This window comes from Acinetobacter sp. V116_7, from assembly GCF_056735735.1.
The window spans coordinates 341,490-358,147 of sequence record NZ_JBWZIF010000011.1 but is presented as its reverse complement, the minus strand read 5'-3'; the positions used below and the strand labels follow the sequence as shown (position 1 = coordinate 358,147).

The 16,658-nt window shown below is 37.1% G+C and carries 15 protein-coding genes; 10 read left to right on the top strand and 5 right to left on the bottom strand.

Going from position 1 to position 16,658, the window contains the following annotated elements:
- Positions 1–22 precede the first annotated feature (22 nt).
- From AC1PJP_RS02390 to AC1PJP_RS02355, 8 genes are all read left to right on the top strand, one after another.
- Positions 23–628: an RBBP9/YdeN family alpha/beta hydrolase gene (locus AC1PJP_RS02390; protein WP_479766459.1), complete on the top strand. Its 606-nt coding sequence runs from the start codon at positions 23–25 to the stop codon at positions 626–628.
- Between the two features lie 100 nt (positions 629–728).
- Positions 729–2,558 carry a DUF1302 domain-containing protein gene (locus AC1PJP_RS02385; protein ID WP_479766483.1) on the top strand — a complete coding sequence of 610 codons (1,830 nt, stop codon included), beginning with the start codon at positions 729–731 and terminating at the stop codon, positions 2,556–2,558.
- Between the two features lie 69 nt (positions 2,559–2,627).
- Complete coding sequence (locus AC1PJP_RS02380) at positions 2,628–3,038, top strand: PH domain-containing protein (RefSeq protein ID WP_416661889.1); 411 nt, start codon at positions 2,628–2,630, stop codon at positions 3,036–3,038.
- A gap of 70 nt (positions 3,039–3,108) precedes the next feature.
- The gene (locus AC1PJP_RS02375) at positions 3,109–4,482 is read left to right on the top strand and encodes a PQQ-dependent sugar dehydrogenase (protein ID WP_479766458.1); all 1,374 of its coding nucleotides are present in this window, start codon (positions 3,109–3,111) and stop codon (positions 4,480–4,482) included.
- Positions 4,483–4,659: 177 nt separating this feature from the next.
- Complete coding sequence (gene salA / locus AC1PJP_RS02370) at positions 4,660–5,937, top strand: salicylate 1-monooxygenase (RefSeq protein ID WP_479766457.1); 1,278 nt, start codon at positions 4,660–4,662, stop codon at positions 5,935–5,937.
- Between the two features lie 42 nt (positions 5,938–5,979).
- Positions 5,980–7,335 (top strand): aromatic acid/H+ symport family MFS transporter, encoded by a 1,356-nt coding sequence (locus tag AC1PJP_RS02365; RefSeq protein WP_479766456.1) that lies wholly within the window; start codon positions 5,980–5,982, stop codon positions 7,333–7,335.
- 89 nt (positions 7,336–7,424) lie between these two features.
- A complete protein-coding gene (locus tag AC1PJP_RS02360; RefSeq protein ID WP_144731540.1) occupies positions 7,425–8,315 on the top strand; it encodes a LysR family transcriptional regulator in 891 nt (296 codons plus the stop codon).
- A 132-nt stretch (positions 8,316–8,447) separates the two neighbouring features.
- Positions 8,448–9,599: a sterol desaturase family protein gene (locus AC1PJP_RS02355; protein ID WP_479766455.1), complete on the top strand. Its 1,152-nt coding sequence runs from the start codon at positions 8,448–8,450 to the stop codon at positions 9,597–9,599.
- Positions 9,600–9,639: 40 nt separating this feature from the next.
- Here the strand turns inward: AC1PJP_RS02355 and AC1PJP_RS02350 are convergent, their stop codons facing one another.
- Positions 9,640–10,842, bottom strand: a complete 1,203-nt coding sequence (locus AC1PJP_RS02350; RefSeq protein WP_192833798.1) for an MFS transporter — start codon at positions 10,840–10,842, stop codon at positions 9,640–9,642.
- A gap of 133 nt (positions 10,843–10,975) precedes the next feature.
- On the opposite strand from AC1PJP_RS02350, the gene AC1PJP_RS02345 reads away from it, so the two are divergent.
- Both AC1PJP_RS02345 and AC1PJP_RS02340 read left to right on the top strand, forming a co-directional pair.
- Positions 10,976–11,548, top strand: coding sequence for a TetR/AcrR family transcriptional regulator (locus tag AC1PJP_RS02345; RefSeq protein ID WP_005306800.1), 573 nt, complete (start codon positions 10,976–10,978; stop codon positions 11,546–11,548).
- A 446-nt stretch (positions 11,549–11,994) separates the two neighbouring features.
- On the top strand, positions 11,995–13,293 hold the full coding sequence (locus AC1PJP_RS02340; RefSeq protein ID WP_004791418.1) for a dicarboxylate/amino acid:cation symporter: 1,299 nt from the start codon (positions 11,995–11,997) through the stop codon (positions 13,291–13,293).
- A gap of 173 nt (positions 13,294–13,466) precedes the next feature.
- On the opposite strand, the gene AC1PJP_RS02335 is transcribed toward AC1PJP_RS02340, so the two are convergent.
- The 4 genes from AC1PJP_RS02335 to AC1PJP_RS02320 all read right to left on the bottom strand — a co-directional run bounded on the left by AC1PJP_RS02335 (position 13,467) and on the right by AC1PJP_RS02320 (position 16,626).
- Positions 13,467–13,670: a hypothetical protein gene (locus AC1PJP_RS02335; protein WP_003652518.1), complete on the bottom strand. Its 204-nt coding sequence runs from the start codon at positions 13,668–13,670 to the stop codon at positions 13,467–13,469.
- Positions 13,671–14,015: 345 nt separating this feature from the next.
- The gene (gene gloB / locus AC1PJP_RS02330; RefSeq protein ID WP_479766454.1) at positions 14,016–14,747 is read right to left on the bottom strand and encodes a hydroxyacylglutathione hydrolase; all 732 of its coding nucleotides are present in this window, start codon (positions 14,745–14,747) and stop codon (positions 14,016–14,018) included.
- 161 nt (positions 14,748–14,908) lie between these two features.
- The gene (locus tag AC1PJP_RS02325; RefSeq protein WP_005306795.1) at positions 14,909–15,604 is read right to left on the bottom strand and encodes a methionine ABC transporter permease; all 696 of its coding nucleotides are present in this window, start codon (positions 15,602–15,604) and stop codon (positions 14,909–14,911) included.
- The gene (locus AC1PJP_RS02320) at positions 15,601–16,626 is read right to left on the bottom strand and encodes a methionine ABC transporter ATP-binding protein (protein ID WP_005306792.1); all 1,026 of its coding nucleotides are present in this window, start codon (positions 16,624–16,626) and stop codon (positions 15,601–15,603) included. Before AC1PJP_RS02320 ends, AC1PJP_RS02325 begins: the two co-directional genes overlap by 4 nt.
- Between the last annotated feature and the right edge of the window lie 32 nt (positions 16,627–16,658).

The following is a 16,658-nucleotide window of genomic DNA, read 5'->3' as shown; positions in this document are numbered from 1 at the left end:
TAAAAATTCTTAAGCCTCTTAGATGGCAAAATTCACAGGCGTCGAAATGGAAAAAATACAAACTAAAGCAACAATTTTAATTATTCCGGGGTTACGCGATCATGTTCCCGAGCATTGGCAAACGATCTTAGAAACAAAGCTAGCAAAGGTTCGCTCCGTACCACCTGTACAAACCAATAAACTCAATTGTGAAAATAGAGTTGCTGCCATACAAAAACAACTCGAAAAAATACAAGGTCCTGTCATTTTAGTTGCCCACAGTGCGGGTGTTCTGATGACTATACACTGGGCTGCCAAACATCAAAGACCAATTCAAGGTGCTCTACTTGTTGCTCCTCCTGATTTAAACAAAAGTTGGCCTGAAAATTATCCTAGTCCAACTGTACTTCATCAAGAAGGATGGAGTCCTTTACCAGATCAAACACTACCTTTCCCTAGCATTTTGGTTGCAAGCACCAATGACTATTTAGCTCGCTATGAAGCTGTAAGTGAAATGGCAGAAAAGTGGGGGAGTCAACTCGTAAATTTGGGTGAAGTGGGTCATTTAAACCCTGCAGCTGGCTTTGGCTATTGGCCTTTAGCTGAACAATTCATTCAACAGTTAGATCAGGTCGAACAACCTGCCTAGTACAAAAAATACCTGCTTATGTAAACCATTTAAAGCCAATGGATGGCTTTGAGTAATAAGCAATAAATAAGAAAAATCATATTTATAGGGAGATAATATGATGGGTCATTACGTCTATTTAAATCAAAGAAATAATCACGTTTTATATATTCAAAAAATAGGTGTTTCATTAAGCCTAATTTTATTCATGTCTAAAGCGAACGCAGCCAGTTTTGATATTGATAAAGACTGGAAGTTCGAGACAAAAACGACATTAAGCCTAGGTGCCAGTTGGAGTACACAAGACCCATCTGTTTCATTACTTTATCGGCCTGACGCAAACAAAATAGGGAAACAAGGCGCTAGCATTGATGTGAATGGTGATGATGGGCGTATGAATTTTAGTAAATATGATGCCATTTCACAGATTATTAGAGGCATAACTGAAGTTAAGCTAAATGGAAAACAGCAGGGTGCGGTCATTAGCACTAAATACTGGTATGACCATGCCTATGAGACAGGGCACGGAGATTTTAAACCCTTTAATGATTCAGCGTGGCCAAGGCTCGCAAAGTTCAAAGGTATTGATTTATGGAATGCCTATATATGGAAAGATTTTGAATTAGACGATGGACGAACCATAAATTTAAAATTAGGCAAACAGACTTTAAATTGGGGGAAATCTCAGTTTTTTCAAAACGGTTTAAATTCGGTAAGTGCATTCGATTTTGCTGCAATTAACCGACCAGGTGGTGATGTAAAAGAAAGAATCATTCCAACCGAAATGTTTTCATTCGACACAAGCATTAATAAAAATTTGAAAATAGAAGGGTTCTATCAATTTAAATTTAGACCTTCAGTTGTTGATGGTAACGGAACTTTCTTTGAGATTTCAGACTTTGTGCCCGAAAATGCAGGTCCAGTTCTGATTGCTGGAGGTGGAGATAAATTATCAGATACCGCAATTCGTTTACGTACCTATATTCCACGTGCAGAAAGTAGAAAAGCAAAGGACAATGGCCAATATGGTATTGCTTTAAAACAGACATTACCAAGTTTAAATAATGCTGAGCTAGGTATTTACTATGCGAACTACCATAGCCGTAATGCAAACTTTGATGGAACAGCTGTAACAGCAGCAGGACCTGAACATTTTAATACTGCGAGTTATTTTTCTATCTATCCTGAAAATATCAAAATGTTTGGATTAAGTTTGACTGGGAAAGTTGGAACAACAACTGTTTTTAGTGAGTTAACCCACAAACCTAATCAACCTTTACAACTAAACGGTACAGACATTGTCTATGCTCAAGTGCTATCGGAAGGAACACCATTTGCGCCGCCGGGAAAAACTGTTGAATTAGGTCAATATATTCAAGGATATGTACGCTTGCCCGTAACACAATTTTCAGTTGGAGCAACTGATAGTATATTCAATATTTGGGGCGCAAACTCGATGACATGGTCTACAGAGTTTGCCTTAAACCATATTGCAGATATTGGTAATCATCGGCTTGGCCGGACAGGCGCATTTGGTCGTAGTGAGCTTTCAACAGGGGCTTATAATCCTGAAACAGGCGAGTTTAAGTGTACGCCGTATGGTACAGCTCATCTTACTAATACAGAAATTGATAACTTGAATGAACGCTTTTGTAATAAAAATGGTTTTTTTAATGAATGGTCATTTGGCTACCGATTACGTGGTGCATTAAATTATCAAGATATTTTACCCTCTACAGTGATTACGCCAAGTCTTAGTTTTAGACATGATGTTTATGGATATAGCCAAAACTTTCAAGAAGGGCAAATGAGTGTAAGTGCAGCGTTATCTATGACTTATCAGCAAAAATATACAACAGAGATTGCCTATAATAACTTTTTTGGTTCTAATGAATTTAGCACGATAGATGATCGAGATTTTTTATCATTAACATTTAAAGCTAATTTTTAGTTCAATTATTTTATAAAAAATATATAGAAATACTCGTTATAAATGAGATTTAGACGTGGAGGATAACTTTTGAAATTTAGATCAAAAATTGATTGGTGGCTTTTATTAATATTTGTTGTTATCACTGCCAATATCCTTATGAAGATTTATGAAGCAAATCATCATTATTCTTTAGCTTCAAATTTTCCACATCTCGTCATTTATAGTTTAATCATTTTTATTATTTGGCTTCCCATCTTTAATACTTATTATGTGGTAGAAAACAACACTTTAATGATCAAGAGTTTGGTATTCCGATGGAAAATTAATATTGATGATATTACCCAAATAGAGCCTACTCATAATCCACTTTCATCTCCAGCGCTCTCATTAGATCGACTCAAAATTTATTATATGAAAAATGGAGAAATTAGTTCAGTGATGATTTCACCAAAAGATAAAGAACGTTTTTTTCAAGCCATAAACAAAAGACTCCATTAAAGTTGCTTGTTTAATTGCAAACATAAATTACGCTATTTCCATGACGACAAAAAATAAATGGAGATAACCCATGGCGACACGTTTTTTACTGCCAATTTTTGGCACTACGGTTTTAATTACATTAGCTGGATGCGCTTCATCCTCTCAATATCCAATTACCGACAGTTATGGGCCAGACCCAAAACTTCCTGAACCTAAATCAAGCCTATTACCAACTGTTAATATAGCTCCAGCAGAAGGCTGGCCGAGTGGGGTAATGCCAAAACCAGCAGAAGGTTTAAAGGTCAAAGCATTTGCCAAAGGACTTGAACACCCACGTTGGCTTTATGTATTACCAAATGGCGATGTATTGGTTGCTGAAACGGATGCCCCGCCTAAACCAGAAGACAGCAAAGGGATTAAAGGTAAAATTATGTCTTTTGTGATGAGACGTGCAGGCTCATCTCATCCAAGTGCAAACCGTATTAGTTTACTTCGTGACACCAATGGGGATGGCGTCGCTGACCAGAAAACAGTATTTCTTCAAAACTTAAATTCTCCATTTGGTATGGCATTGGTGGGTAATAACTTATATATCGCCAATACAGATGCACTGGTACGTTTTCCTTATCAAGAAGGTGAAACTCAAATTACGGCCAGTGGAACCAAAGTGTTGGACTTACCGGGTGGCCCTTTAAATCACCATTGGACCAAAAATGTGATTGCTAACCCAGCTGGTACCAAGCTGTACATTACCGTCGGTTCTAACAGTAACGTTGCTGAAAATGGTTTAGATCAAGAAAAAGGCCGTGCACAAATTACGGAGTTTGACATCGCAAGTGGTCAGTCACGCCCATTTGCAACGGGCCTACGTAATCCAAATGGTATGGCTTGGCAACCTCAAAGTGGAAAACTCTGGACGGTTGTTAATGAGCGCGATGAAATTGGGAGTGACCTAGTACCCGACTATATGACGTCAGTTCAAGATGGAGCTTTTTATGGTTGGCCTTACAGCTACTATGGTCAACATGTTGATGTACGAGTTAAACCACAAAATCCAGCAATGGTTGCCCGTGCAATTAAACCAGACTATGCACTAGGCAACCATACGGCTTCTTTAGGCCTCACATTTTATGCAGCCGAACTCATGCCGCAATTTAGAGGAGGTGCATTGATCGGTCAGCATGGTTCTTGGAACCGTAAGCCTCACAGTGGTTATAAAGTCATTTTTGTACCATTTAGAAGTGGTCAACCTTCTGGTCCGCCGCAAGATATTTTGACGGGATTCCTTAGTGATAAAGGCAAAGCGTATGGTCGTCCTGTGGGTGTGACAATTGATTTCTCAGGTGCCGTGTTAGTTGCAGATGATGTGGGCAATACGATTTGGCGCGTTTCGCCAGTTGCAGAGACAACTTATGAAGCTCCAATGAAATATGCTATTGGAACCCCGCCAGGCACACCATAAAGTGTTTTAACGATCATTTATTAGCATGGGCGGCCTTTAGGCTTTATAGAGGCTCGCCCAAATGGCTATTATTTAATTTTTAAATAATTGAACAAAAAAAATACTAATTGGACTTTATAAGCCAACTTCTCAAAAATGAATATGTGAAAACGATAATGATGTTTAAGGAACAAACACATGAATACACATATTCGAATTGCCGTGGTCGGTGGTGGTATTGCTGGTCTGGCTTTAGCAAGTAATTTAAGTAAACACGCTCATTTAAATGTCCAAATGTTTGAATCTGCACCTCAGTTTTCTGAAATTGGGGCAGGAATTTCTTTTGGTGCCAATGCAGTCAAAGCCATTGAACTGTTAGGTTTAGCTAACGAATATCATGCAATTGCAGATAAAGTATCGCCGCCATTTCAAGATGTTTGGTTTCAATGGCGTAATGGTTATACCGATGAATATTTATCTGCATCGATCGCGACAGGTGTAGGGCAGTCATCTGTTCATCGTGCTGACTTTCTTGATGCCATTATTCCTCACATGCCTACGCAAAATGTCCACTTTTCTAAACGCCTAGAGACGATTGAAGAACAAGATGATCAGGTGATTTTGCACTTTAATGATGGTAGTCAGCATGAATGCGATTATTTGATCGGGGCTGACGGTATCCGCTCGGTGGCTCGCCAATATGTTTTAGCTTCTCATCATTTACCACCAGTTCATCCACGTTTTTCAGGAACTTGGGCATATCGTGGCATTATTTCTCACGCTTCATTTAAAGAAGCTTTGCAGCAAATAAATGGCGATACAGATTTAGCAGATATTCCTCAAATGTTATTGGGCAAAGACAAACATATTTTAACGTTCCCGATTCGTAAGGGGGAGCAAATTAATATTGTTGCTTTCTGCTCAAACCGTGAAGATACAATACTACCAGCCGATACACCGTGGACTAAGCCTGTCGATAAAGCTCAAATGCTTTCCGATTTTTCAGAGTGGAGTGAAAGCTGCCAAACATTACTCGGTTTAATTGAACAGCCTACCATTTGGGCCTTACATGAAATTGAAGAAATTTCGACTTATCAAAGTACCTCAGGTCATGTCATTGTCATGGGCGATGCCGCACATGCCATGTTACCTCACCAAGGTGCAGGAGCAGGCCAAGGTCTTGAAGATGCATTAATCCTTGCGGCCTTATTGTCGACAAAAAACTTACAAGCAGATCAGTTAACCGATGTGTCTTCAATATATGAAAAGCTCCGTTTAAAACGTGCTTGTCGTGTTCAGCAAACCTCTCGTGAGTCTGGCGAAATTTATGAGTGTTATTCAACTCAGTACCAAACGTTTGCCGAAATTGGAGAACATCTTGAGCATCGCTTTGACTGGTTATGGCAACATGATCTAGAACAGGATGTTGCAGAAGCACAGCAACAATTACATCAGCTAGGAATGGCAACCATTTAAATAAATTTTTGTTTTACACACAATTTGCTAAGGAAAGCAATTATGGAAAAACTAAATGCAAATCAATTGATTGATGACGCAAGATTAACACCATTACATTGGCGGGTGATCTTGCTGAGTGCGCTCATTATTATTTTTGATGGCTATGACTTAGTTATTTATGGTGTTGCATTGCCTAAGCTCATGCAACATTGGCAGTTAGATAGTATGACTGCTGGATTGCTGGGCAGTGTTGCATTATTTGGCATGATGTTTGGTGCCATGATTTTCGGTAGTTTGGCTGACAAATTAGAGTCATATGGCTTTAGCCGTAAGCGTTTAATTATGCTTTGTGTCTTCATTTTTAGCGGTTTTACGGTGTTATGTGGTTTTGCCAATAGTCCTAAAGAGTTTGCCATTTATCGTTTTATTGCCGGCCTAGGTTTGGGCGGCGTAATGCCAAATGTTATTGCCATAATGACCGAATTTGCCCCAAAGAAATTACGATCAACTCTGGTATCGCTCATGTTTAGTGGCTATGCGATTGGTGGCATGAGCTCAGCACTTTTAGGCATGTGGTTAGTTCCTAAATTTGGTTGGCAAATCATGTTTATTTTGGCGGGTATTCCACTCATTTCATTACCTATTATTTGGAAATTTTTACCCGAATCAATTGATTATCTGGTTCGCCAAAAAAAATGGAATGAGGTGCGTGATTTACTTAAACAGTTAGCGCCAGAACAAAACATAGCTGATCATACAAACATCGTATTACATCAAGAAAATCAACAAACTGCGGCTCGACCTTTGGTTGCTCTTTTTACCGAGAACCGTGCTTTAGTCACTGTGTTTTTCTGGCTGAGTGTATTTATGGCTTTATTGATGGTGTATGCGCTCGGTAACTGGATACCAAAACTTATGGTCGAGGCTGGATATGATTTATCAACCAGTCTGGTCTTTTTATTGGCGCTAAACTTGGGTGGGATGTTGGGTGCAATCGGTGGAGGATACTTTGCTGATCGTTTTCACCTAGGTAAAGTTATTTGTTCACTCTTCTTGGCGGGTGCAATTTCACTTTACTTGCTGAGCTATGCTTTACCCATGGTCATTTTATATCTCTGTATTGCCATTGCAGGAGCGGCGTCTATTGGCGGGCAAATTTTATTGCTAGCTTATATGGCACAGTTTTATCCTTCACCAATTCGCAGTACTGGCATTGGTATGGCTTTGGGTGTAGGCCGTATTGGAGCGATTTTAGGTCCGATTTTATGTGGCTGGCTTTTAAGTTTGCACTTACCCATTGAATATAATTTTATCGCGCTAGCCATTCCTTGTGTGCTGGCAACCTTAAGTGTTATTGCCATAAGTATTTGTAATCGAACCAAACGTGTAATGCTAAATTCAAGTATATCTCCATAAGAATTAAGCATTTTTATTCCTGTAAAAGGAACTAAACTCTAAACAAAGAAGTTAAAGTCTTTGTTTAGAGTATTTAAAGGATCAGAACCATGGATTTAGGTTTGATTAAAGTTTTTGTCTGTATCTATGAGTCTCGGCATATTAGTAAAGCTGCTGATAAATTGAATTTGAGCCAGCCTTCAGTGACTTATAATTTGAACCGTTTACGCCGTCAGTTAAATGACGAGTTGTTTACCAGAAGCCGAGGCGGTGTAGAACCTACAAAAGTTGCACATGAGCTTTATCCAATTTTTCATCAAGCAATTTTTAATATTGAATCAGCGATTGCTCAAGCACAGGAGTTTCATCCTCAAAACTCCAATAAAACTTTCCGAATCGGACTGTCCGACGCAGGGGAGATTTGCCTATTGCCTAGTCTTATGGCCTTTTTGCAGAAAACAGCGCCCTATATTCAAATTGAGATTGAAGAGATTCAGTCGTCTAAGGTTGAACAGTGGCTTATTGATGGCTTTTTAGATCTAGCTGTATTTAATAGTACACAGACCATAATGCCTAAAATAGAAACACGTACTTTATTTGAAGAAAGATATGTATGCATTGCTAGAGCTGACCATCCAAGGCTACAGCAGCAACTGACATTAGAGCAATATTTGCAAGAAGATCATATTGCTATCAAGTCATCGACAGGGCATATCCAAGTTGAGCAATATTTAAAAACAATGGATTTGAAGCGACGAATTCGTTTAGAGGTTCCACATTTTAGTGTTTTACAAGGTGTTTTGCAGAGTTCAGATATGTTGGTGACATTACCGTCGCGAGCAGCTCGGCATTATCTAGCGCATGGTAATGTCCAAATGTTTGAATTACCTTTCGCTATGGATTCTTTTAAAGTGAGCTTGAACTGGTTTAATCGTAGTGATGATATTATTGCCAGAAAATGGCTGATTCAATCTGTCGGTCAAATATTTGAAGTTTTATAAAAACTATTTACAGCTATTTAAAATTTCATTTTCAGATTAAGCGCTTTGATCTGAGAACTTAAAGTTCTTTCCAATTTATTATTAAATTTTGATAGCATTCGCGTTATAAACAATAAGAATTGTATATGAATTATGACAGATCAATTAAGAGCAAAATTTGAGAATTTAGAACTGAACGCAGGTTTAGGGAAAATCAGCGCCTTTATTTCGATGTCACTCAGCTTACTTTGTCTGTTTGGTGCATTATGCTTTTTATTTCCTAGTGTATTAACGACTCCAGAACTCCGTCCTCTTTACGCAAAACATTATCATTTTTTTTATTATGGACTGATTACGGGCATTATTATTAGTGCTGGTTTTGGTGCATTTAGTGCAATTGTCCGTCAAAATCGTTATGGCTTTTACGGACTATGTTCTTCACTTGTAGCAGCAGTTTTGGGCTGTGGTGTAATTGAGGCACCCGTTTTACCAAGTGTACCGTTTTATGCAGGTATCGATTATTTTGTCCTAACTCTATTTATTTTAGCGTTCATTTTTATTCCGCTTGAAGGTTTTTTTGCTAAAAACCCTGAACAGAAAATATTAAGAGTCGGTTGGGTGACCGATATGAAGTATTTCATGGTCAGCCATGTTGGGATTCAATTATTTAGCTTTTTAACCGTCATGCCGATTCAATATTGGATTACGCATCTACCTGATAATCCAATTGTGCCTTATGTACAAGCTCAGCCAATTTGGCTGCAATTTATTGAACTATTAATTGTGGTCGACTTTACTGTGTATTGGTTGCACCGCGCTATGCATGAAGTTAATTTCTTATGGCGCTTTCACGCGATTCATCATTCGACTGAATATATGGATTGGTTAGCATCTTCTCGTTTGCATGTCATTGAAGTGCTAATGACTCGCTTTATTGCCACTTTACCGATTTTCCTATTGGGTTTTCATACTTCAGCTGTTTTTGCTTATTTAATTTTTATTTCATTTCACGCTATTTTTATTCATTCCAATGTACGTTTTCGTTTTCCATATTTGCGCTGGATTATCGCAACGCCAGAATTCCACCATTGGCATCATTCTTCAGAAAAACCTGCTATTGATAAGAATTACGCTGCATTTATTCCACTCTATGATGTCATTTTTAAAAGCGTATATATGCCTAAACATTTGGCAAGTGTGTATGGAACAGTGGGTTATAAAATCCCAAATAGTTTTATAAAACAGTTTACTTGGCCTTTTAAAAAGTATGTAAAACGTTTTTTGAAGCCTTGGCGTGATCAGTAAAGTAAAAAACAGCCTTCATCGAGGCTGTTTTTTTTAATCCTTATTTACTTTTAATATTTTTAAAAATCATTAGAAGGGCAATCAGTGCAAGACCAATAATTAAACTCATATAAATATTGGCACTGTTCATAAGTCCGATTTTACCCACAAAGTAGCCTGCCAGAATTGCTGGAACACTAAAAGCCAAATAGCTTTCAACAAAGAATGCAGCCATTAAACCTGCGCGTTCTTCGGGTAAAGCTAGGGGCATGACTGTGCGAATTGCTCCCATGAAAGCTGTACCAAACCCCACTCCGGTAATAATAGAACCAATAAGTAGAACCACGGCACTTGTAAAATTGATCGCTAAAAATAAAACGGTTGCACCAATAATGATGGATAAGGTGCCCGTGAGCAAAATACGAAAATTGGTAGATTTTCTAAGAGTCAGAATCCCTGCCGCACCTGAAAGGGCGAGCGCCATAAACATACTGCCGTTTAGCCAAGCTGAAGATGTCTGAAAAATTTTTGCCAGTAAAGAGGGCATAAGTGATAAGAAAAAACCACTGACCATCCAAAGTGCAATATTAATAGGGCTAATACTTAATAGAGCACCTCTTGCTTGATGAGGAATAGCCATGTTGGGTTTTAAAGAAGCCAAAGCTCCAGATCTTTTACGTACAGTCTCAGGATTAAAGAAACTTAAAATAAGTTCAAGTGCAAACAAAACACATAAGAGTTCAAAAACCAAATGTAAGGGTTGAGCTGAAAATTGCAGAATAAAACATGTAATAAAAACTCCTGCTGCCATGCCGACCATTGGGGCAATACTATTAATTAAGGAACCATGATGCTTACTAAAATCTAAGATTGCAGCTCCAATTGCAGAAACGGCAAGACCTGTTGCGATACCTTGTAGGCCACGCGCAATAAATAACATAGAAACATCTGAGGCAAAAAGGAAAAAGCTCATTGAAGCGATTTGCAAAAAAATTGCTGAAATAATGACGGGCCGACGTCCGATATAATCAGATAAAGAGCCAATAATGAGTAAAGAAGCAAGTAAGGTAAACGCGTAGGTTGCAAAAATTAAAGTTAAGATAACGGGCGAAAATTGCCATATCTGCTGATACAAACGATATAAAGGCGTAGGGGCACTAGACGCCGCCATAAAGGTCATAAGCGTGATTGTGTTTAAGGTCAACGCTACTGTTGAATCTAACTGAAAAACTGATCCAGACCGTTTTGAACTTGAATTGTTCATATAAGATGAATAACATAAAAGCGAATATTTAGCTTTTATACATGATTTTTACACTAAAGCAAATCATTAGCTTTAGTGTATTTTGTATATACAAATATTATTTTAATCGTTTTTATTGAAGTAGAGCTAATTAATGGCAAAAGTTGTTACTGGGTTACGCCCGGGTGGTCGTAGTGAAAGAATTCAAACTGCGGTACATCAAGCAGTAAAAGAGCTTCAAAAAAATCTGGAGCAAAGCCAAATTACTATACCCATGATTGCTGATGAAGCAGGTGTAACACCTTCTACAATTTATCGTCGTTGGGGAGATATCAATCAGTTATTTTCAGATGTTGCTCTTAATGAGCTGAAACCCGATATGGAGCCAAAAGATTTAGGCTCATTTCAGCTTGATATCACGACATGGGTCGAACAATATTTTGAAGAGTACTCTTCTGAAGTAGGGCAAACACTGCTACGAGATTTGCTATATGCAACTGAATCTTCAAACGCTCGAAAGTGCGAAACTTTAATCGTTCAACAACTTGATATTATTCAAGCCAGAGCTAAGGCACGTAGTGAATTAACTATAGAAAATCAAGAAATTATCGAAGCTGTTATTGCACCTATGTTATTCCGCATCTTATTCACTGATCGTACATTAAGCTTAGACTATGTCCATATTTTATTAGAGCGGTTATTTAAGGCCCACCCTAATTTTAATTAATTTATCACAGCTTATTAGTGTAATTTTTTAACAAGAAATAGGCATTTTCTCTTGTTAAAAAATTATATATCAATTTTTCTTATTATTTTTAAATTAAATTTTCATAATTTATAATTTACATGTTTTTAATAAAGTCATTTATTTAATAAATGATAGTCCTGAATCAGTTAAACAAGTTATTAAAGCCGGTTTTATTAACTTAAATAGAGTTTAATTTTAACATAAACAATAATTTAATCTTATTTTTAATAAATTTTATAATTTTTTAAATCTTAAAATAAAAAGTATTCTATACAAATTAATGCATGATTTTTGAATTTGACATTTTTTAAATTTATAACACAGGGTGTTTTTTATTCTTTACAATGGCTTTTCCTTGTTAAAGCAGCTTGTGGTGCTAGCTTTATATTTTATTTTTTTATCCCCATCGAAAAGGTATTTAGATAATGGATTTCAATACCCTTGACCAAGAAACGGTACAGAAAAAACAGAAATTTCACCAAATTTTGTATGTACAGGTCATTTTTGCAATTATTTTGGGCATTTTAATTGGTCATTTTTACCCAGAACTTGGCGAAAGTTTAAAACCGCTTGGTGATGCATTCATCAAGATCGTTAAAATGATTATTGCTCCCGTCATCTTTTTAACAGTTGTTACAGGCATTGCCAGTATGACAAACATGAGCCGTGTGGGTCGTGTAACTGGTAAAGCGATGCTTTATTTTCTGACCTTCTCAAGCTTGGCTCTTGTGGTTGGTATGATTGTGGCAAATATTATCCAACCGGGTAAAGGCCTTAACATTGATCCTGCTACCTTGGTCAACGACAAAGTAAATACTTATGTTGAGAAGGCACATGCAACAAATATTACCGATTTCTTCATGAATATTATCCCGCAAACCTTAGTCAGTCCTCTGGCTGGTGGCGAGATTTTGCAGGTATTATTTGTAGCGGTGTTATTTGGTATTTCTTTAGCTGCTTTAGGCGACCGAGCGCGCCCAATTACCGATTTTTTAAATAACTTAACAGCTCCAGTTTTCTACTTGGTTGGTATGTTAATGAAGCTTGCTCCAATTGGTGCTTTTGGTGCAATGGCTTTCACAATCGGTGCTTATGGAATCGAATCAATTGGTAATTTATTATTATTAATTATGACGTTCTATATTACTGCGGTGTTATTTGTCGTAGTGATCTTAGGTGCAGTAGCTCGTTACAATGGTTTTTCAATTATTCACTTAATTCGTTATATCAAAGATGAGCTTTGGTTGGTTTTAGGAACAAGTTCTTCAGAAGCAGCTTTACCATCTTTAATGGACAAAATGCAAAAAGCAGGTTGTGAAAAATCGGTGGTAGGTCTAGTCATTCCAACAGGTTATTCATTTAACCTTGATGGTACAAATATCTACATGACTATGGCAGCTCTGTTTATTGCACAAGCGTGTAATGTAGATTTATCAATTAGTGAACAAATTGCATTGCTTCTTGTTGCAATGGTAAGTTCTAAAGGTGCAGCAGGGGTGACTGGTGCAGGCTTTATTACTCTGGCTGCAACTCTATCCGTTGTGCCGGCTGTTCCTGTCGCAGGTATGGCTTTAATTCTTGGTATCGACCGTTTTATGTCTGAATGCCGTGCATTAACAAACTTAGTTGGTAATGCTTGTGCAACAATTGTGGTGGCACGTTGGGATAAGGCTTTAGATAAAGATCTTCTTGATAAAGCATTAAAGAACCATAAAGCAGATTAACCTTACAAAATAAAAAAATCTGTAGCTAAGGGCAATTTGGGAGAGTAGCCCTGCTACAGATTTTTTATTTAATAACTAAAAAATATATTTTAATTAAGCCATTCTAAAGTTCTGCAACATTACTTGTCTTTCAGGAAAGACAGTACTGTAATTAAAATCAAGTCGTAAAAAAATTATGCTTTTAAGTGATCCTCAAACTCTTCACCTAATTGCATAGCTAATGAATTACCTGCTAACTCACAAGTGACCAAACCATATTCTTTTTTAAAACTAAAAGTAAAACCTTTCCCGTCAGCGAGATTTTTAACTGAATACCCTAACTTTTCTAACCAAATACGAAACGCAATCAAATTTTTAGCTTTAACAACCTTTTTCACGTGAGAACTCCTTCTATCCGTGGCATTACATCTTATTTATTAATAGGGTTTTAATTGGATTTTTTAAAGGGGTAAAACTTTTTTTTATTTTTCAACTTGTAAAAAAGTAAGAAAAGATTTTATTTTTATAAAATAATAAATTCATCATATGTATGAAAAATAATAAATTTTTATTTAAAGAGCAGTCTTCTTGAGTGTTTTTGAAAATATAAACTCAACGTTATTTTTAGAATAGTGAGTAAATAAAAAACAGAGTAAATGTAAAAAATAATTACAGACAACAGCTAATAAGCAAAAAGATACAGTTCTTAAAATGAAACCGTATCTTTTTTTTAAAGCCCAATTTTAGAAATTATCTTTAAGAGTACGTATATGTGCGAAGTCTTCAACACTTTCTGCGCGAAGAAAGGGGTTGGTCGCCAATTCAAGTTCAATCGTACTTGGTAGCGTGATTAAACCTTGTTTACGTAGTTCACGGACTTTTTGAGCTCGTTCTGATAAGGCAAGATTATGCGGTTCTACCGTTAAAGCAAATTCGGCATTTGAAAGCGTGTATTCATGTGTGCAATAAACTTTTGTGTTGGTTGGTAATGCTGCTAGACGGCTCAGTGAGTGATACATTTGTTCAGCCGTGCCTTCAAATAATCGACCACATCCCATTGCAAACAAAGTATCACCACAAAATACAGCTTCTAATTCTTCAATAAAATATACAATGTGCCCTAAGGTATGACCTGGAGTTGCAATAATTTCTACTTTTAAATCATTAAATTTTAGATGATCGTCATGTTGTAAGGGATGGGTAATTCCCGGAATCTTTGTGAGCTCACCACGGGGACCATAGACAGTAATATTTTGGGTGGCCGTTAAATCAGCAACACCCCCTATATGGTCTTTATGCCAATGAGTAAGCCAAATTTGTTTTAAATTTAACTGATGCTTCTGACAAAATTGTGTGACTAGTTCTGCTTCTGTTGGGTCAACTGCTACAGCTTCTTGGGTTTCAGTATCTTCTAAAATCCAGATATAGTTTTGGAGGGCATTCTGCACATCAATAAAATGAATTCTATAACGCATTGTTTTATCCTGAAACTAAATCCAAAGAGTAAATGAATAATAATGACTAAGTCTGATCATACCAGAAAATGGTATTGAGCCATGTACTCAACTATCTTTAAGAAAAGAGTTGTATAAAACAAAAAAAGCCCTCTAGAAGAGAGCTTTTTTGTATGGATGACTTAACGGAGTTTAGCGAGCCAGTTTCCTAGCGTTTGTACGATCTGTACTAATAGTAATAGGATAATGACTGTTAAAATAACAACGCTGGTATCAAAACGTTGATAACCATAAGAAATCGCTAAATCACCAATACCACCTGCACCAACTGCGCCAGCCATAGCGGTTGCACCGATAAGACTGATTGTCGCTGTTGTAAGGTTTAAAATGAGCGAACTGCGTGCTTCAGGCAAAATAAAGCGATAGATAATTTGCCAAGGTGTAGCACCCATTGCTTGAGCAGATTCAATAATTCCTTCATTGACTTCAAGCAATGAAGTTTCAATCAGACGTCCCATATAAGGACCAACATAAATAGTCAATGGAACAATAGCTGCCCATGTACCAATTGAAGTACCTACTAACAGCTTAGTAAGAGGAATCACTGCAATAAGTAAAATAATAAAAGGGAGGGAGCGTAAAGCATTTACAATTGGATTAAGTAAATGATAAATCACTTTATTCGGTAAAATGCCATCTGGACGGGTAACTAATAAAATAATTCCCTGAATAAATCCCCAAATACCACCAAACAAAAGTGCGAAGAAAACCATATTAAAGGTTTCTTGCAAAGCTGTAACGAATTGATCAATAGAAAGGGAGCTGTGCCAGAAAGGTTGAGTAAGTTCAGTTAACCATTGTACGATTAAATCTCTCATACTTGATCTCCTGATTGAACTACACCTACTTCATTTTGTTCCAAAAACTCAATAGCCTGCTTAATTAGCTGAGGATCACCTAAAAGCTGCACAAACATTTGACCAATGACTGTGCCATTAATTTCAGTCATGTTGGCAAATAAAATATTTAAGCTAATATCGAATTGTTTAATCAGTGACTGAATTACAGGTTCTTGAGCAGAACGCCCTAAAAACTGTAAACAGTAAATACTATGATGATGCTGGTTTTCAAGCTGATTTAAAATGTTCACAGGCAACTGTTGATGTAAAACAGTTTGAATGAAGTTTTTAGTCGTTGGATGTTGAGGTTTACTAAAGATATCAATCGTTGAACCTTGTTCAATGACTTTACCTGCTTCCATCACAGCCACATGATCACAAATAGTTTCGATGACATCCATTTCATGGGTCACCATAACAATCGTGATTTTTTGCTCTTGATTAATTTTCTTCAGCAGTTCTAAAACTGATTTGGTAGTTTGCGGATCTAGAGCAGAAGTTGCTTCATCACACAAAAGAATTTTTGGATGATTTGCCAAAGCACGGGCAATACCGACACGTTGCTTTTGTCCGCCAGAAAGTTCATCTGGGTAAGCATCTTTTTTATGCTTAAGATCAATGAACTCCAATAACTCATTCAGGCGTTTTTCACGTTCTACCTTATTGTAATTCAGTAGGCGCATTGGCATTTCAATATTTTCAGCAACTGTCTTGGTTTGTAGCAAATTGAAGTGCTGGAAAATCATTCCAATACTTGCACGTTCCTGACGTAATGAGCGCGCATCCAAAGCGGTGAAATCTTTCTGATTAATAATGATTTGACCTTCTGTTGGTCGCTCAAGTAGGTTGATCAGGCGGATTAAGGTACTTTTACCTGCACCACTATAGCCAATGATGCCAAAAATACTGCCCTCTGGAATCTCTAAATTGATTTCGTCGAGTGCGCGTATGGTTTGACTTTTGAGCTGATAGTGCTTTGAAATGTTTTTAAATTGAATCATATCTTCAGAAACTATGCTGGAAAGAAAAAACA